Consider the following 18,164-nt stretch of genomic DNA (forward strand, 5'->3'; position numbering starts at 1 on the left):
CCACAAGAAGCATCCTAGCTTCCAAGGCTTCCTCGGGGGGAAATTGGGAAATGGCAGCTTTTGGGCTATACCACGTGCGTTCCATGTCATCGATTTTAGGAATGATTCTAAACACATCACCCGTGTAGACCATATACACAACATTTAACCGCTCATCTACTTTTAGCACATCCTTGTCAAACAAGTTGCGTTCAGCGGGTTTTTTACGGTTAGCCAGTTCGGCGTGCTTGGCGAGTTTGTACGCATAATCGCCCGATTGCTCGAAAAAGTCATTAAAAGAGGCATACTTTGCGCCCTCATCAATGTCAAGGATTTTCTTCAATTCAGGATGAGAGAGGCGAATCATGGGCTGGGTTTGCCAAAAAGAAGGAGAGCTCATCATCCCCAAGACTACCTGATTGGCCCCCATGCCCTCATAAGTGTTTTTGCGGTACACCTTGTTAAGCACATCATGGGCGATGGTGTCGATGGGTTTCATCCGTCCATCGGCTCCTTGAACGACGATGGTGCCAAAGTGGTTAGCGTGGGCAAGGTCAAAGCTTTTAAGAAAGGGGAGGTGTTCTTTATACTCTTGGGCGTGTAGGTGCTGAGAAGAGGCGAGAAGTCCTGCAAGGGCAATGATGGCAGTGAGTTTTCTGGCACTACCCATCTCTTTGTTGACAGAACGAACGAGTTCACCAAAGCGGCTTTTGGGGTTTAGGAGGTTAAAGAGTAACCCAACGGCGAGCAGGAAGTAGCCTAGGTAAGTGGGCCATTTGCCAGGGTCTTGGTTGACAGAGAGAATGGTACCTTTTTCATCTTGGTCGTAAGAAGACTGGAAAAAACGAAACCCGCGGTAATCTAACACGTGGTTCATGTAAATGCGCCAAGGCAAGGTAATGTTCTTTTGAGCATCCACCACTTTAACTTCACTAGCGTAAGAAGAAGGGGCGCGAGAACCAGGGTAACGGTCCAGTTGAAATTCGATGAGTTCGATTTTGAAGGGGAGTTCAAAACTCTTAGACCCCCATTCCATTTGAAACAGTTGCCCACCAACCACAGCTTGTGTTGGGTGCCCAGAACGGCCGCGACCATAACCATACAGCGCCACTTCCTTACTCTCTCCCTTGTAGCTCAACCTGGCCACGAGGGCATGAGGTTTAGGTGCTTCATTGGGCTTAGAGGGTTCGTTAACCAAGGTTTCTTTGCCTTTTAAAAAAAGGTCCTTAGGGGTAAAGCTCACATTATTAAAGGTGTAAAGCTGTGAGGTTGCAAGGCTTGTTTCTTCCATGGAAGGGTGTTGCCCTTGGGTGGAGTCGGCCATTTTAAACCACGTGAGCGCATGGGTGGGGCGCATGAAAAATGCCCCATCTTTTTGGTACATGTAAAGAGTAGGTTTTGAAGACTCCACTACTTCATGTTCACTCTTTGCAAAGGCAAACAATAACTCAGGCGTGTCAAAGACTTCACCTTGACGCATGATAATATCTCGCGGTTGTTGTTTATAGCTCACCACAAAGTTAATGATAGGCTCACCGCCCTCATCATTCACAAGGCGGGTCGTGGCATTAGGAATCAGCGCCTTATAGCGCAACGAAGCTTTTTCATTGTCAATAGGCAAATTCAAGCGAAAGCTGTTGACACCAAAAACATCCAACAAAGAGACAAGGTGTTGCTTGTCTGTGCTGTACACTTCACTTTCCTTAAAGGCCCGCAACTGCACAAAAGGCTCCATGGACACCACACGGTTTTCCATCCTTCCTTCTCGAATGTGCAAGGTGCCTTCAAAGCCATAATAGCGGGTCAGCCCAGCACCCAGTAAAATAAATAAAAAACTAGCATGGAAGACAAGGGAGGGAAGTTTTTCTTTTTTGAAGAGTTTGTAGGCAAAAGCACTGTACACTAGCCCTAGCCCCATCCACAGTTGAATCAAGGCAAACCACCACGAAGCATAAATGAGCGCCCATGCACTCTCCGTGCCAAAATCGTTTTCGATAAAAGTGGCAGTACCACAGGCAAAGGCAAAGAGAAGGAGTAAAAAAACCATGGTTGGCATGCCAAACAAGGCTTTGGTAAGTGGGGTCATGAGATTCCTTTAAGGGCCGAAAAATCTGTGGTATAGTAGCTAAGTTTCTTAAATAATTTCTAAATTTTTACTTAAAAAAGCCCCAGAAAGGACCGCTTTATCTGTTTTTTTTGGGATGGCATAGTTGTTGTATTTTGGTTGAAATACAGGCAAAGAAGTGTGTTACATGTAAGGCACCCGACCCTAGCGGGTCGGGTACAGCTAAGCTACTTTTGGCTTTCTGTTAAAGAATGGCCTTTTTCGCTCCAGTACTTTTGTGCTCCCTTATGAACAGGCGTAACCACGCCTAGTAAAGCAGATTCGACTGTCATCGCTTTTGCCGCAGCTGAAACGGAACGCATAAAGTCCAATCCTTTATCCGAATACACTTCGCTCACGGCTTTATACATGAGCTCATCGCTGATGTGACGACCCGCTACCCACAAGGCAGAATCTTGTACCGTCACAACATCATAATCGATACCAGGATAGGTTCCAGCAGGAATAGTCACAGGTGCATAATAAGGATGGTCTACTCCCAAAGTTCCCTTTTGTGCCGCCTCGTGTACTTGCAACATGCGCATTTTATTGCTTGTTGTTGCTTGAATGACGGAAGCATTAGGGAAGCCTGCAAAAACCCATAGGGCATCAATTTGTCGGTCACCAATTGCGGAAGCTCCTTGAGAGTATCCGATAAACTGGGGGTTGATTTTAGTCCAAAGACCAAGGCTCTCAAAGAAACGCTGCGCTGAAGCTGCGGCACCTGAGCCTGCTGGCCCAACTGCCACTTGCTTACCTGCAAGTTGCGCAACATCGGTGATACCAGAATCTTCACGCACGAGCAAATGGGCAGGCGCACCAAACATATACGAAACTACTTGCACGTTGCGGTAACGGTTGGTGTCATTGGTAAGCTTACCGTTAATGCCTAAATACAAGTCACCAGAGTAGACGATACCAAAGTCCGCATCTTTAGAGTTTACACGGCGAAGGTTTTCCACAGAACCCGCTGAAGCTGTATTGGACACTTCAACCTTGTCTAAACTTCGGGACATCAAAATAGAAATGCCATTAGAGAAAAACTGAAAGGTTCCCCCATCTGGACCACCAGAAAAAGCGAGCCGTTGTGTTTGTGCTTGCGCAACTGTACCTGATGCCAACGTTGCAAGTGCAACCGCTGCCATTGCGAATTTACCAACCTTAGTTGGTAGTTTAAACATTTTACCTAGTGTCATTGAAGACCTCCTTAGTGGTTTACATGGTAGATTAAAAACAGAGTAGACCTATTTTTACTGCTCACTCGGGGTGAGTACTAAAACCTTAGAGCCTTTGGCATCGCCAGTTTCAACGCGTGGCTTTACGCCATTTTGGTAGGTCTGCATGAGCGCAAACGTCACGATAACACCTGAATGTCTGTTATTTAATGCCCTCGTTTTACACCTCCTTTATAGTGGTATCAAAATGACCCTGTAAAATTCCCGTTCGCAAACAAGGTATTGAGTCCTTTTTCAGTCCAGTATTTTTGAGCCCCTCGATGAATCGTGGTAACCACACCCGTCAATGCAGTGGGGATGGACATGGTAGTAGCCGAAGGGGTTGTTGCGTGCATAAACCGCAACCCGTACTCAGCATACACATGGCCAATGGCCTCGTACACCACCTCCGCGCTCACGTGACGCCCCGCCACCCACAACGCCGAGTCTTGAAAGGTCATAACATCTCCGGGAATCCCCACATACGTGCCTCCTGGAATCTTAACAGGAATGTAATACGGGTGTTCCGTGTTAAGTACGCCTTTTTTGGAAGCTTCGTACAAATCAAGAAGGCGAATCTTTGTACTACTGGCCACATCAGAAACCGTAGCGTTGGGGAAAGTTGACACAATCCACAGCGCATCCACCTGGCGCCCTTTAAGGGCACTAGCACCTTCAACATAGCCCACGTAATGGGGCTGAATGCGATTCCACAGCCCAAGGCTTTCAAAAAAACGCCTTGCTGTTGCGGCCGCACCCGAACCTGCCGCGCCCACAGCGACCCTCTTTCCTATCAAATGCGTGACGTCTTGAATGCCAGAATCTTCACGCACAAGCAGGTGGGAAGGTGCGCCATACATGTACGCCACCACCTGAGCATTTCGGTAACGGTTGGTGTCATTTTCCAACTGGCCGTTTGAGCCCAAATACAAATCTCCCGAATACACAATGCCAAAATCCGCTTCTCCTGCATTCACACGACGCAGGTTTTCTACCGAGCCTGCCGAAGGTTGGCTCACCACTTGGGTATGAGCAATATATTTGCTCATCAGCGTTGCAATTCCTCCTGAGAAAAATTGAAAGGTCCCGCCTTTGGGGCCTCCTGAAAAAGTAAAATGCTGCTCTTGTGCAACCAAAACAGAAGAAAAGGTTGTCGCAAAAAGCACAGTTGTGATAAAAATCCTACTAAAAATGTTTAATTTTTTATCGTTTTTTTTAAAGACCATCGAAGACTCCTTGCTGCTTTTGATGGGTGTTTACGCTAATTACGCTTAGCGTTCACGCACCGTCAAAACAGGAATCTTGGAGCTTCGTACTACTTTATCAGCCGTCGAACCGACCATGACCTTAAGGCGATCAAGGCCCGTGCGTCCGTGCGTCCCGAGGATAATCAAATCCACTTGATGGATGGCAGCTTGCTCTAAAATAACCTCTTCGCTTTTCCCTACTACAATTTCTGTTGTCGCCTCAATATCGCTTAGGTACTGCTCTTTGAACTCTTGCATCTCTTTCACCGCAGCAAGTTCCACTTCACGAATCAAGGTATCCACCACGTCTGCTGGCATACGCCTTGTGTGCTTTTCAGGAAGTTCTGTGATAACATGCAACAAAATCAGGTGGGCGCCGGAGAGCTTGGTCATTGTTCGTGCCATATCGCTTGCCCGCACAGATCCCTTGGAAAAATCCGTCGCTAAAAGAATTTTTTTGATCTCAGCCATTGGTATTCCTTTTAGTATCTTTTTGATTATTTTTTAGACTATCTTAACGGGCTCAACCTCTTGCGCATCCCGTTGCAGCCACCACACAGCACTAATGAGTGCAATTCCTGCCACGTCCGATAAAAGACTTGGCCAGTATAGCAAAATAGTGGCTAAACCTAGGATAATCCATTCATAAATTTTTGTCTTACGGCGTAAGAAACCCATCGCAAATGCCCCAAAGGCAATGGTTCCAAGGGTTGCAGATAAAAATGCGGTAAAAATCTCAAAGGATGTGCCATCGAGTAATATCCCGGGTACAAAAGCAAATAACAAAGGCATGATGTAAAGCATTTTTGCAAACTTAAAGGAAGTCCACCCTGTTTTCCACGGATCAGATCCCGCGATAGCCGCCCCCGCATAGGCCGCCACGCACACCGGCGGTGTGATATTAGAATCTTGAGATAACCAATACACAATCATGTGCGCCGCAATCACGGAAACCCCAAAGGCTGCCAACGCAGGGACTGCCAAGACCGCCACAATCAAATAGGCTGCGGTTACAGGAACGCCCATGCCAAGTACCAACGAAGCTATCGCAACCAATACTAGGGCATAAAGTAAACTGTCTCCTGCCATAGAAATCACGAGGTCTGAGAATTTTAAGCCCATTCCTGTGAGTGAAATAACCCCAACAATGACCCCAATAACCCCAACCGTTGCCCCAATCATAAGTGTGTTTCTAGCACCCACTTGGATGGCTTCCCAAATCTCACGTGGCCCCATGCGGGTTTCTTTATGCACCCAACTGGTGACAACGCACGAAATTGTCGCCCAAAATGCTGCATTGCCTGCTGAGCGCCCTGTTAGCAATAAGACTGTAATGATTACCAAAGGCAAAGCGTAAAACCAACCGTTCCTTAACACCTCTTTCCAATGGGGAAGTTCCTCTCCTTGAACGCCACGGATGCCATGCTTCTTCGCCTCAAAGTGCACCAAGGAAAAGACCGATAAAAAGTACAAAAATGCAGGTCCGACGGAAAGTATCATGATTTGTGAATACGGAATCCCCGTGAGTTCTGCCATCAAAAAACCACCCGCACCCATAATTGGAGGTAAAAACATCCCTCCAATAGACGCCGCAGGCTCAATAGCTCCTGCCACATGGGGCTTAAACCCTGCCCGTTTCATCATAGGAATGGTAAACGCGCCTGAAGAAACCGTATTGGCAATGGCACTTCCTGAAACAGAACCAAAGAGTGCTGAAGACATAACCGCTACCTTGGCAGGGCCACCAATCGAACGCCCCGCAAGGGCCAAAGGAAGGTCGATGAAAAACTTTCCAGCTCCTGATTTTTGTAAAAAAGCACCAAAAAAGATAAACAAAATCACGTAGGTCGCCAAGACGCTTGCCATGACGCCAAACACGCCATTCGTGGTGATAAACAACGCCGTTGCAACGCGCTCAAATCCAAACCCACGGTGGGCAAAAAGCTCTGGCAAATAAGGGCCAAAGAGGGCAAAACAAATCATCATCACCCCAATTAACGTAATGGACCACCCAAGCACCCGTCGGCATACTTCCATGGAAAGCATAAGGCCGATGATACTCACGAGTTTGTCCAATTGGTTTTCTGCTCCGGCACGGTAATTGAGCGCTTCAAACTGGCTCATCCAGTAAATCACCGCAGCGCCAATCACAAGCGCCATAATCACGTCACTCAAGGTAGGTGCGTGGTGAAAACGGCGGGAGAGCCATTGGTCGATGGGGAGCAAGATAAGCGCAAAGGGAACCATCAACAGCAAGGTGATGCGTAAATCCCCAAAATCTTGTGCGAGGGCCACTTCCAACCCGTCGTATCCCCAAGTTTCTTGAAACAGGATGATTTGGTCATAAAAGGCCACAGGCGAAGTAAATACAAAAAAGCTGCTCACGGCTATTGCCAATAAAACGGCTGAGGATAAAGACATACACCCCACCGCAAAACGCCCACCCGCGGGATAAGCGATGAAAATAAGCACGAAGGTAATGAGCACATATACGCCCAAATGGTACTCTGTGCTGAGCGCTTGGTACCCTGCACCGTAAAAATAGACCAATACCATCACCGCGCTCATGATGGAAGTGAGCCAAAGCCAAGGGCCACTAAGCCTGCGCTCTGATTTGGCGTCTTTTTCCATGAGTTCTTTGACTTTTCGTCGCTCTTCTTCGCCCAAACCTTCTAGTGTTTTATCTAAATCTGCCATCATTGCCTCATTTATATAAAATCATAAACACCTATTGTGCATCAAACCCCAAGGGTGTCCTTTGCTGGTGTGGGATGATTATAAATGAAAGGTATGTATAAATTATGTCATTGGGCGGATTGTTACAAAAATTCCAAAAAGCAGGTAGGCTTAGTTACTAATCGAAACATTTTGAAGATAAACTTTTTAAGTTACCTTCAGTAACAAAGCAGGGATTAAAGGAGGTATCCTACCCCTTGGAGGTTTTTGAGTGTTCCCTTTGGTAGCTTTTTGCGGAGATTCTTCGCCAAAAGCCTTAAGGCATTGGGGCTCATGTATTCCCCCTCCCAAACCCCCTCTTCAATTTCCTCGTAGTGTACAACGCCTTTTTTAAAAGCCAACAATTTAAGCAGTTTGGACTCTTTTTTTGTCAAAACCAAGGGGCCTTCGGGAGAGAAAACCGTATGGGTTGAAAAATTCACTTCCCAACCCTCCTTTAGCACAAGGTTTTCTTTTTTGGGGCGCGAGGCAAGAAATTTCTCCAACGCACTTGCAAGTTTTGTTTCCGTAATAGGCTTGATAATATACCGCACCAAGGAGAGTTCGATGGCTTCTAGCATGTCATTGATTTCAGCATACGCAGAGAGAATGATCACAGGGGTTTGGTCCCCTTGGTTTCGCAAGGCCTTAACAAGGCCGATTCCCCCCAACTTTGGCATTTGCACGTCTGTGATGATTAAATCAGGATGGGACGTTTGCATTATTGCTAAAGCTTCTTCTCCATCTTTGGCAAGCAACACAGACCCAAAAAGCACCTCCAGCATCCCGCCGATGTTGCGCCGAAGACCCGGTTCATCTTCAACATACATCACGTTAATGTGGGAAAGTTGGTGGATAAGTTCAGGGGTCATTGGCGGGGGTCCCGTAGCAGAATTTTGTGTATTATATCAAAAACCCTTTACATGTAAGGAACCCCATGCGCCTTCTTACGCAGAGCAATATCTCCCATGTGATTATCGTTGCTTCCATGCTTATCATCAGCTCGCTTACCTTTTTGACGGGGTATTTTTTCATCTCCAAGCAATACGATACTATGGAAAAAGAGATTGCCGAAACCAAGCACCGCCTTGAGGAACACCGCCTTGATGAGATTAAACGAGAAGTGGACGCCCTCATAGACTACATCGAATTTCGTCGCGCCCATCAGGCAACTGGCGACACGCAAGAAGGGTTACAAAAACATGTTGTTGCGTGGATGTCCACGGTGCGTTTTGGCACGCCAAAGGAAAACTATCTCTTTGCTTACCATGTACACGACCTGCGGGGTGGGGATTTTTTTGCCACCATGCTTGCCAATCCCAACCGCCCAGATTTGGTGGGCGAATTGATTGCCACAGGGTACACGGACGCCAAAGGTGTGCCCTTTCGGCAACTTGCCCTTGAAGGTATTCGGCATCAAGGCACGGCGATTGTTCCTTACATGTACAAAAAACCAGGCTCCGAAATCCTCTCCCAAAAGGTAACTTATTTTCGCCATTATGCCCCATGGGATTGGATTATCGCCGCGGGGGCGTACATGGATGACATTGACGCCCTTTTGGAACAAAAACGCGAAGCGCTCACCCAAGACACCCGCCAAGACATCACCTCTACGGTCGTGATTTTTTTATTTTTTACCTTCATTGCCTACGGGCTTGCCATTGTTTTGGGCAAACAGATTGAGCACTTTTTTACCCAATACCGCGAAGAAGTGTTGGCTAAAACCCAAGAACTCCAAACCCTTAACCAAACCCTCGAACAGCGTGTCCATGAAGAAATCACCAAAAGCAGAGCCCAAGAACAGTTATTTATCCAAAAGTCCAAATTTATCGCCCTAGGGGAGATGATTAGCAACATCGCCCACCAATGGCGCCAACCCCTCACGGAGCTTTCCGCCTTGCTCATGGGGCTTAAATTTCACTACCTGAGCCAAACCCTCAACCCTACCCTCATCCAAGAAAAAAGCAAAGAAGCTGAACACCTCATCGACTATATGTCGCAAACCATCGATGATTTTCGCCATTTTTTTGCCCCCGATAAACAAAAAACGGTTTTTGCTATCATTGCGCGCATTGAATCTGTCCTTACCATTTGCCATGCTTCTTTGAAAAACCATCATATCCACCTCGAAGTAAAAGCGCCAAACGACGCGTACGTGCGGGGCTTTCAAAGCGAATACGAACACGTGTTGCTCAACCTCATCACCAATGCCAAAGACGCCTTGCTACTCACCAAGCCCAAAAACCCCACCATCACCTTAGAATTAACCGTAAAAGAAGGGATGGTTTCCTTACATGTAAGGGATAACGCAGGGGGCATTAGCGTCGAACCCATTGAAAAAATCTTTGAACCATACGTTACCACCAAGTCTAGTTCACAGGGCATTGGCATTGGGCTTTACATGTCAAAGATGATTATCGAGAACAATATGCAAGGAAGCTTGATAGCGCGAAACAGTGGTGAGGGTGCGGAGTTTGAAGTGAGACTGAAAGAGGAAGTGTAACGAGGAGGTGGCCCTTGCCCCTCCTCTATTTTCTAAGGAAGTTCTTATAACGCTTGCTGTCGTTGATGTAAGTATACGCCCTGGCGGTTAACGAGCGGTAAACGCTTAGTCAAAGGCAATGGTTTCGCTTTGAGGCACAGAAAAAACCTGGCGCTCTAGGGTGCGTTTTTGTGATTTTTGGGCAGGTTGTTGGGACGGTTGGGGCACAAACTGGGGTGCGGACGTTCCTTCAAGAGTGTACAGCTGAACAAGCTTTCCTTGCCCAATGTGGGCGTACACCAACGCGCCTACTCCTGCCAAAGGTGCTGTGTGCGTAAAACGGGCATGGGGAAGCTTAGCATTTGTGGTGTCTGTGCCTTCCACTTCGTACTCCCAAAGGCCCGAGCGGGCATCTTGAGTGACTTTGCGAATGACACCTTTGACATAGCCGTGCGAGAGCACTGCTTCGGCCTTGGGTGTTTCGTGTTGCACAACAGGAGGGGAAGCGGGACTCACCACGCGTACTTTTTCCTCAAAAAACGGGGTTTTTTGAAACCCACATCCACTTAAAAACACAACGGCCATGAGCCCTAAAAACGTTCGCATTAAAAGCCTTTTTTTTCGCAAGCTTACCATATTTTTTCTCTTTTTTTGGGCTTTTAAGGACTTTTTGATTATGATGGTTCGCCTGTTTACGCGGGGCATCACATGCAAACTTTAAAGACGGTAACACTAAAAATATGGGGGCACAGTGAAGCATTGGTTTTTTAATCAAAAAATTAACACTATCATTGTCCTTGCCCTGTTTTTTACCCTACTCCTTACCATCATCCTTAGCGCGTTTCTCCTCTTTAGCATGCAACACAAAGAATACCAAAACGCCCTCAAACAAGACCACCGCAACATCACCGCCCTCTTGGGTGCTAGTTTGCAATTTCCCCTGCTCTACGACTCAAAAGAGATGGCAAAAGAGGTAATCGATGCTTTCTTGCAAGATGAACGGATGGTGGGGGTCAGCGTGTGGAATAAACAAGACCATCAGCCCTTTTACCACACCTTTCTTTCTGAGCGAGTCAAGGGCACACTGTACACCCAAACCATCCCCATCATCGCCGATTCGGTGCGCATTGGGGAGGTTGCGGTCAAGCTCTCTTCTGTGACCATGGACAAAGAACTCCGCGAACTTTTTCGCACGAACACGACGTATTTTTTTATCCAGTTTTTGATGAGCCTTTTTTTACTGCTTTTGGTCTTTTACTTTAAGATTACCAAACCCCTTAAGCAACTCATCACGTTTATCCACGCCATCGGAGACCACCCCATCAGCACCCGTCAACTGTGGCCTTATAAAGACGAGATTAGTGAAATCGGGCGTGCTTTTGAGCAGGCAAAACACACTATTAGCACCGTTTCAATGCGTGACCCGCAAACGGGTGTTTATAACCACTACATGCTCACCAAGCTCTTGCAAAACCTTTTTAACCAATCCCGCCAAACCAAAACCCCGCTCACCCTCGTGCTCATTGAGATTGGTAACTTCAAGCAAGTCAACGAACACCACGGGCACCTTAAGGGAGATGCTCTTTTACTAGGCCTCACGCAAGACATTGCACGGCTAAAAAGACAAGAGCATTACCTTGGCCGTTGGGGCGGAAACACCTTTATGCTGGTATGTCCCAACGAAGAATGCCACCGTATTGAGCCGCTTATTGTCTCTTTGAACCACCATTTTGAACGCACCTTGTACGTCGATAAAATCAGCGTTTCGTGCTCTTTTGGCATTGCTCAAACGCACCCTTTGGACGAAAGTGTCGAAGAGGTTGTGCGGCGCGCTAACTTAGCCATCAATAAGGCCAGAACTAGCCAATACAGCCCCATCATCACTGAAGAATAATCAAGGGATTTCGTGGCATAATGCGCCCCAAAAAAAGGAATCCCCCTTATGCAACAACTCCACCAAGAACAATTTGCAAGCGACAATTACTCAGGCGCTTGCCCCGAGGTGCTTCACGCCCTCAACGAAGCCAACCAAGGCTACGCCAGAGCTTATGGCGACGATGTTTACACCAAAGCCGCAGCCGATGCCCTGCGTGGGCTTTTTGGCGTTCCTTGCGAAGTTTTTTTCGTCTTTAACGGCACCGCGGCTAACTCACTTGCCCTTGCCTCTTTGTGCCAGTCTTACCACAGTGTCGTGTGCCATGAACTCTCCCACATCGAGACCGACGAGTGCGGGGCGCCCCAGTTTTTTTCCAACGGCATGAAACTTTTGCTCTCCCGTGAGAGTGATGGCAAAATCACGCCCGCGTCCATCACGCGCCTTGTGACCAAGCGCACCGACTTGCACTACCCCAAGCCCAAAGTTGTCTCCTTGACCCAATCTACCGAAACAGGCATGGTCTATTCCCTCGAAGAATTGCGCGCCATCAAAGCGTGCGCTAAAACCCATGGGCTAAAGCTTCACATCGACGGAGCGCGCCTTTCCAATGCACTGGCTTCTTTACATGTAAGCCCCGAAACCTTTGTGCAAGAGAGCGGTGTAGATGTGCTGAGCTTTGGCGGAACGAAAAATGGGATGTTTTTAGGGGAAGCGGTGGTGTTTTTCGACAAAGCATTGGCGGAGGACTTTGACTACCGCTGCAAACAAGCAGGACAGCTTGCCTCCAAAATGCGCTACATTTCCGCCCAATGGCTTGGGCTTTTAAAAGATGACGTGTGGCTTAAAAATGCGCGCCACGCCAATGCCATGGCCGCGTATTTTTCAGAAGCTGTGGAAAAGATTGAGGGAGTGAAGCTGCTGTTTCCCACCCAATCCAACGCCGTTTTTATCGAACTAGACCCAAAACGCATCGAGAAGTTAGCCCAAGAGGGATGGCTTTTTTACACCTTTATTGGCACAGGTGGTGTGCGTTTTGTCTTTTCGTGGGACGCCACCAAAGCGCGCGTGGATGCGTTGATTGAAACAATCAAGAAGGGGTAAAAGCCCCTTCTTTTTTTCTTTACATGTAAGACTTGATGAGCTTCACAAGTGGGTCGTAACCAAAGCGCTCTAGGGGTGTGCCATTGACAAAAAAGCTGGGCGTTTTAGTGACGCCTAGGGCTTTTGCATCGGCGATATCTTGGGCAATGATAGCCTGGATGTCCGGGTTTTTCATGGCTTCTTTTAACGCCTCGATGTCAACACCCGCCCGCTCAAGCACAGGCCACGCGCGCTCTGGATAAACACGGTGATTAAACACCCATGCTTCTTGTTGTGCAAGTAAGGCACTGAGGGCTTCCCAATATTTTCCCTGCGCTCTTGCCGCTTCTACCATCTGCACAACTACCTCTGAACCCTCATGAAAAGGGGCATACCGAAGCACCAAACGCAACTTGCCATCGTACTCTTTTACAAGCGCTTTGGTGAGGGGAGAAAACTGTGCGCAGGTGCCACACGCAGGGTCAAAAAACTCCACCAGTGTGACCTTGGCATCACTTGGCCCCAGCGTGGGGGCGTAGGAGGGCATCAGGCGCGTTTGTTCTTCTTTGGTCATGGCTGGCGTGTTTTGGCTTGTTTGGTACTGTTTTGCTCCAAAAATAAATACGCCCACTAACAGCACCACACTTAAGCCTACTACAATACGTTGATTCATCGCGAAATCCTCCTTAAAAACAGCATTAATGCCGCAATAATAATGCTAAATCCCGCAAGCGAGAGCACGGGAATACTAATAAAACCAAGCCATTCGATGTACTTTACCGAGCAAGGCACACCCTGAGAGCAAGGCACCGCTTCTTCGCTAATGATACCCGCGTGCAATAAGGTGTGGTAGAGCGCTAACGCCCACCCTACGATGGCGATAGGCAGGGCGATTTTTGCCGATGCCCTGGCCTCTTGACCAAGCAATCCTTGGCCCAAGATAAACACAAGAGGGTACATGGCAATACGCTGGTACCAACACAAGGTACAGGGAATAAAAAACATCACTTCACTAAAAAAAAGACTTCCGAGGGTGGAGACGATGGCAACGAGCCACGCAAGAAAGAGAAAAACTTGAGTATTTTTCGTCATACAGAATGCTCCATTGGGGTCAAAATAAGGCATAACTATAACAGTTCGAGCTTAACAAAGGATAAATACAAAATATTTTTTCGTCCTTTTTCGCTTTCAGTAAGCTTAAGGCAAAAATGGGTATTATTTACGCATCTGATAGACGAGGTTTTTCATGCAACACCAAGAACACTTACCCCTACTTTTAACGTTTACAAACAGCATCCGTGTCACCACTGACTTAAACACACAACTCTCCCACCTTTCAGAACTTATTCAAAAAAATATGGATGTAGAAACGTGCTTGCTGTTTGTTCATCTTAAAGAACAGCACACGCTTTGGAAGCGACCTGAAAAAAGACGTGGCGAAATCAAAATCCACGCGGAAGCCCACGCACCTTCTTTGCCCCAAGAACAGCAAATCATCCTTGCCTTGTTTCGTGAATTTTTGGAGCCAAACCCTTCTGCCTCCTTTCACATGAACGAAAACAGCCTCACCCTTCCCTTGCTTGGGCACCAAAACGACCTTATTGGGATGGTGCACCTCCAAGGCCACCACCAAGGTAGTTTTACCCACGAAACCCTTGAGCGCTTACGTTTGATTGGCGCGTGTATTGGCGTTCCTTTGGAAAATGCGCTGCTGTACCACAAAGTGCGCGCTAGCCAAGCAAAAATCGTCAACAAGCTCTCCGAAGCAGCCGAATTTAAAGACGATGAAGCCCACACGCATGCCAAACGTGTCGGACTCTACACGGAGGTTATGGCGCGAAATCTTGGGCTTGATGAGCATTTTTGCACCCTCATCAAACTCACCGCACCCATGCATGACATCGGAAAAATCGGTATTGCTGAGAGCATCATCCAAAAACCTGGCCCCCTTAGCGAGGAAGAGTTTACCCTCATGAAGCGTCACACCCTCATCGGACACGGCTTACTGGTTGACCCCGAAGATGAAACCCTCACCATGGCCGCCAACATCGCCAGAGACCACCATGAAAAATTTGCCGGTGGAGGCTACCCTTACAACAAAAAAGGGGGGGAGATCTCCCTCGAAGGGCGCATTACCGCCGTGGCGGATGTCTTTGACGTACTAACCTCCAAGCGCCCGTACAAAGCGGCGTGGAGTATTGAGCGGGCTTTTGAGTACATCCAAAACTTGCGCGAAAAGCATTTTGACCCTGAGGTCACCGATGCTTTTTTAAAAAACCACGATGAGATTCATTTTATCCGCGTTTCTTTTGAGGATTAGGCGCCAGTTCACGCGCGGAAACGATAGCATCAAGGCCATAGCGTGCGCGGATTTGGTGCATCGAAGCTTCGACACACCGGTGTTTTTGGTCTTCGCAAAAATCAAGCAGTGAAACACTTTGGCCATGGTGTTCTAAAAAATGGCTTGCGCTTAGGCCTAGAAAATTCACCTTATTTTGCTTACATGTATCGGCTTGGTGAAAAAGCGCTAAGGCACATTGGCGCAAAAATGCTTCACTAAAAAAACGGTGTTGGGTGCACCGCTGGGTGATTTTCTCTCCGTGTTCGTACCGAAGGGTCACAGAAAAAGTTGCGGGGTGCACGCCAGATTTAACCACCAAAAAAGCGATGTGGCGCGCCAGTACCACCACGCGTCGGTGCAACTCTTCGCGAGAAACAAGGGGTTCAAAGGTGCGCGAAAGGCCGATGGATTTGCGCTGTTTAAACACTGCTACCGCTTCGTTGTCTTCCCCTGCAATCTTTCGCCACAACTGCTTTGTCCCCTCACCCCACTGCCAAAACAGGTGCTTTGCCCCATAGGCTTGGCCAAGGGTTTGGATGCCGTGCTTGTGGAGTCTTTGTTGGGTGCTTTTACCAATACCTGGGAAATTTTCAATGGGCTGGGGAGCGATAAAGGCAGGGATGGCATCTTGGGGCACGTAGAGCACTCCGTCGGGCTTGGCAGCATTGGTGGCAAGCTTGGCAATCCACTTCGCAGGCGATACGCCGATGGAAACAGGAAGGTGCAAACCCTGGGCAATGCACTGCTTTACATGTAAGGCAAACGCCTCAGGGGCTTGGGCTTCACGCATGCCTGAAATATCGCAAAAAAACTCGTCGATGCTGCACTGTTCTACCGTAGGCATGAGGGTTTGAAGCAGGGCAAACAATTGCGCAGAAAGCGCGTGGTAATAGGCATGGTCGGGGGGAAGGATGGTGAGCGTGGGACAAAAACGCAAGGCTTCTGTGATGCTCATGCCCGTCTTCACTCCACGCGCACGCGCTTCGTAGCTTGAGGTCACCACGACGCCGCGAGGTTCCTTGGAGGCGGGGGTTGCGCCAAAAATCCCCGCGCCATTGCCCCCGCCCACCGCCAAGGGAATGCCGCGCACGCTTGGGTTGCGGATGCGCTCTGCCGAACAATAGTAACAATCTAGGTCAATGTGCAAAATCATGGTGTCATTAAAGCACAAATATGCCGAAGCGGTGGAAAATATCGCACCGTGAAAACTATTTGGATACGCCTTGGTGTTTCTAGTCTTCCTTGTTTTCCAATGCTTCAAACTGGGCTTGGTCGAAGTCTTGGTGGTCGAAGGTTGCGGTGGCGTTTAGGTTTTTAGTGGTTTTTGCCCCTAGGGCTTTGAGTTTTTCCACGCGACCTAGCACGTTGCCTTGCCCTTGGGTGAGCTGTTTACTGGCATGGTCGTAGGTGTTTTGAAGGGTTTGCAGTTGCGCACCAAAGCGGTCAAAACTCTCCACAAAACCGTTCATTTTGTCGTACAGCTTGCCCGCTTCTGCGAAAAGGCGTTGGGCGTTAGACGAGGAGAGTTCGCTTTGCCAGTAGAGGTAAATGGTGCGCAAGGAGACCGTCAGCGTCGAGGGTGTGACGATGGCGATGTGCTTTTTCAGCGCGTATTCGTACAAGGTTGGGTCTTCTTGGACTGCTAGGGCGAAGGCGCCCTCGATGGGCACAAACATGAACACATACTGAAGCGTGCCTGCTTCGTAGTGGGTGTAATCTTTGGATTCTAGGGTGTCGATGTGGGCGCGAAAAGCACGCACGAGGGCCTTACATGTAAGGGTTTTTTCTTCGGGGGCTTGGGCGCGGATGAAGGCGTCGTAGTCTACCAAGGAGACTTTGGAGTCAATGATGATGCTCCGTTTAGCGGGAAGTTTGATGATGACATCAGGCCGTTTGGTGCGGCCATCTTCCCCGCGGTAACTCTCTTGGGTTTCGTAGTGCACGCCTTTTAACAGCCCTGAGTACTCCAGCACGGTTTCTAAAATCATCTCGCCCCAACTGCCTTGGGTTTGCTTTTTGCCTTTGAGGGCTTCGGTGAGGTTTTGGGCTTCTTGGGTGATGGCAAGGCCTGCTTTGGCGACAAATTCGATCTCTTTAGAGAGTTTGGCGAGTTTTTCAGTGCTAGATTCTTGGGCGCGTTCGACGCGTTGCTTGAAGGCGTCGAGGTTTTCTTTAAAGGGTTTAAGCAGGGTATCGAGGGATTTTAACGAGGTTTCATCAAACTTTTTGAGTTTGTTTTCAAGGCCTTCTTGCATGATGGCGTGGAGTTTTAGAGAGAGTTGTTTTTCTTGGGTGGCAAAGCTTTCTTGAAGCTTGACGTGTGCTTCGTTTTGGGCGTGTAGTCTGGCTTCCAAGGTGGCGTTTTGGGTGCGTTCTTGAAGCAAGGTAACGCTATGCTCCTCTTTGGCGAGTGCTAATTTTTCCTCAAGGGTTCTGATGCGTTTTTGCGAAGTGACTACCGCCCACAACAAGCCAAGCACGACGAGGAAACACAAGATGATGGCAAGGAGTTCAAAGGAGGGCATTCTTTGCTAAACCTTGGCTAAAGTGGCTTCATCTCCGCGGATAAACCGTATCAGAAAAACAAGAAAAATAGAGAGAATAAACCCCGTCACCGCACCCACTGTGACGATGAGTTGTTTTTTGGGCGTATTGATAGGCTTGTCTCCCACACTGATTTCTCCAATTTGTTTTGTCATGATAACGTTTGAGTGAAATGAAGCTTTTTCCTGGTGCCTTTCCACTACAAAGTTTACCGCCGAGCGCAACTCTTCTTTGATGCGCGAGATATCTGTACCTGTTTTTTGCACTTCCAAAACACTAATGCTTCCCGCTGGAATGGTCGCTTGGACACCCTTTTCGCGCTCTAAAATAACCGCCAAGTTTGAAGGACGCTCTAGCAAACTTGCTCCAAAATTTTCACTCTGAATCTCTCCAATCTCAACAAAAACCCCACCTTTATACAAAGGCGCTGGGTTTTGAAAAAGAGCATAGGCAATGGCCAACGCCGTCACACTACATGTAAAGAGTGCAATAAATACTTTTTTATCCCACAACGTTTTAAAAAGCTCTCGCAGGTCGATTTCGTCTTCTTGAAGGGTGGGTCTTTGGGTTTCGTTCATTGGT

Annotated in this window: 16 protein-coding genes; 4 read left to right on the top strand and 12 right to left on the bottom strand. The window is 48.1% G+C overall.

Annotated elements, in window-relative coordinates:
• The 6 genes from AC5SLM_RS02690 to AC5SLM_RS02715 form a co-directional block, all read right to left on the bottom strand.
• Window positions 1-2,065: cytochrome c biogenesis ResB family protein (locus AC5SLM_RS02690; RefSeq protein ID WP_495249396.1), on the bottom strand; the 2,065-nt coding region annotated here is incomplete at its 3' end.
• A 206-nt stretch (window positions 2,066-2,271) separates the two neighbouring features.
• Window positions 2,272-3,279, bottom strand: a complete 1,008-nt coding sequence (locus AC5SLM_RS02695) for a TAXI family TRAP transporter solute-binding subunit (RefSeq protein ID WP_495249397.1) — start codon at window positions 3,277-3,279, stop codon at window positions 2,272-2,274.
• Window positions 3,280-3,500: 221 nt separating this feature from the next.
• On the bottom strand, window positions 3,501-4,523 hold the full coding sequence (locus AC5SLM_RS02700) for a TAXI family TRAP transporter solute-binding subunit (protein ID WP_495249398.1): 1,023 nt from the start codon (window positions 4,521-4,523) through the stop codon (window positions 3,501-3,503).
• A 45-nt stretch (window positions 4,524-4,568) separates the two neighbouring features.
• Entirely contained in the window at window positions 4,569-5,015 is a 447-nt protein-coding gene (locus AC5SLM_RS02705) for a universal stress protein (protein ID WP_495249399.1), read from the bottom strand.
• Window positions 5,016-5,048: 33 nt separating this feature from the next.
• Window positions 5,049-7,241 carry a TRAP transporter permease gene (locus AC5SLM_RS02710; protein WP_495249400.1) on the bottom strand — a complete coding sequence of 731 codons (2,193 nt, stop codon included), beginning with the start codon at window positions 7,239-7,241 and terminating at the stop codon, window positions 5,049-5,051.
• A gap of 215 nt (window positions 7,242-7,456) precedes the next feature.
• Window positions 7,457-8,131, bottom strand: a complete 675-nt coding sequence (locus tag AC5SLM_RS02715) for a response regulator transcription factor (RefSeq protein WP_495249401.1) — start codon at window positions 8,129-8,131, stop codon at window positions 7,457-7,459.
• Between the two features lie 65 nt (window positions 8,132-8,196).
• Between AC5SLM_RS02715 and AC5SLM_RS02720 the strand changes: the two genes are divergently transcribed.
• Entirely contained in the window at window positions 8,197-9,762 is a 1,566-nt protein-coding gene (locus AC5SLM_RS02720) for a cache domain-containing protein (RefSeq protein WP_495249402.1), read from the top strand.
• Window positions 9,763-9,867: 105 nt separating this feature from the next.
• Here AC5SLM_RS02720 and AC5SLM_RS02725 read toward each other — a convergent pair whose 3' ends face one another.
• Window positions 9,868-10,347, bottom strand: a complete 480-nt coding sequence (locus AC5SLM_RS02725) for a hypothetical protein (RefSeq protein ID WP_495249403.1) — start codon at window positions 10,345-10,347, stop codon at window positions 9,868-9,870.
• A gap of 145 nt (window positions 10,348-10,492) precedes the next feature.
• Between AC5SLM_RS02725 and AC5SLM_RS02730 the strand changes: the two genes are divergently transcribed.
• The gene (locus AC5SLM_RS02730) at window positions 10,493-11,635 is read left to right on the top strand and encodes a sensor domain-containing diguanylate cyclase (protein WP_495249404.1); all 1,143 of its coding nucleotides are present in this window, start codon (window positions 10,493-10,495) and stop codon (window positions 11,633-11,635) included.
• Between the two features lie 48 nt (window positions 11,636-11,683).
• A complete protein-coding gene (locus AC5SLM_RS02735) occupies window positions 11,684-12,718 on the top strand; it encodes a threonine aldolase family protein (protein WP_495249405.1) in 1,035 nt (344 codons plus the stop codon).
• A 19-nt stretch (window positions 12,719-12,737) separates the two neighbouring features.
• Here the strand turns inward: AC5SLM_RS02735 and AC5SLM_RS02740 are convergent, their stop codons facing one another.
• Both AC5SLM_RS02740 and AC5SLM_RS02745 read right to left on the bottom strand, forming a co-directional pair.
• Window positions 12,738-13,370, bottom strand: coding sequence for a DsbA family protein (locus AC5SLM_RS02740; protein ID WP_495249406.1), 633 nt, complete (start codon window positions 13,368-13,370; stop codon window positions 12,738-12,740).
• The gene (locus tag AC5SLM_RS02745) at window positions 13,367-13,789 is read right to left on the bottom strand and encodes a disulfide oxidoreductase (RefSeq protein ID WP_495249407.1); all 423 of its coding nucleotides are present in this window, start codon (window positions 13,787-13,789) and stop codon (window positions 13,367-13,369) included. Before AC5SLM_RS02745 ends, AC5SLM_RS02740 begins: the two co-directional genes overlap by 4 nt.
• 154 nt (window positions 13,790-13,943) lie before the next feature.
• Here AC5SLM_RS02745 and AC5SLM_RS02750 point away from each other — a divergent pair, with 154 nt between their 5' ends.
• A complete protein-coding gene (locus tag AC5SLM_RS02750; RefSeq protein ID WP_495249408.1) occupies window positions 13,944-15,017 on the top strand; it encodes an HD domain-containing phosphohydrolase in 1,074 nt (357 codons plus the stop codon).
• Here the strand turns inward: AC5SLM_RS02750 and AC5SLM_RS02755 are convergent.
• The 3 genes from AC5SLM_RS02755 to AC5SLM_RS02765 form a co-directional block, all read right to left on the bottom strand.
• Entirely contained in the window at window positions 14,992-16,191 is a 1,200-nt protein-coding gene (locus AC5SLM_RS02755) for a DNA polymerase Y family protein (protein WP_495249409.1), read from the bottom strand. The genes AC5SLM_RS02750 and AC5SLM_RS02755 overlap by 26 nt on opposite strands.
• Before the next feature lie 79 nt (window positions 16,192-16,270).
• The gene (locus tag AC5SLM_RS02760) at window positions 16,271-17,563 is read right to left on the bottom strand and encodes a DNA recombination protein RmuC (RefSeq protein WP_495249410.1); all 1,293 of its coding nucleotides are present in this window, start codon (window positions 17,561-17,563) and stop codon (window positions 16,271-16,273) included.
• Between the two features lie 6 nt (window positions 17,564-17,569).
• The gene (locus AC5SLM_RS02765) at window positions 17,570-18,160 is read right to left on the bottom strand and encodes a Wzz/FepE/Etk N-terminal domain-containing protein (protein ID WP_495249411.1); all 591 of its coding nucleotides are present in this window, start codon (window positions 18,158-18,160) and stop codon (window positions 17,570-17,572) included.
• Window positions 18,161-18,164: the final 4 nt, after the last annotated feature.

The sequence above is a fragment of the Sulfurospirillum sp. HTRB-L1 genome, from assembly GCF_059415125.1.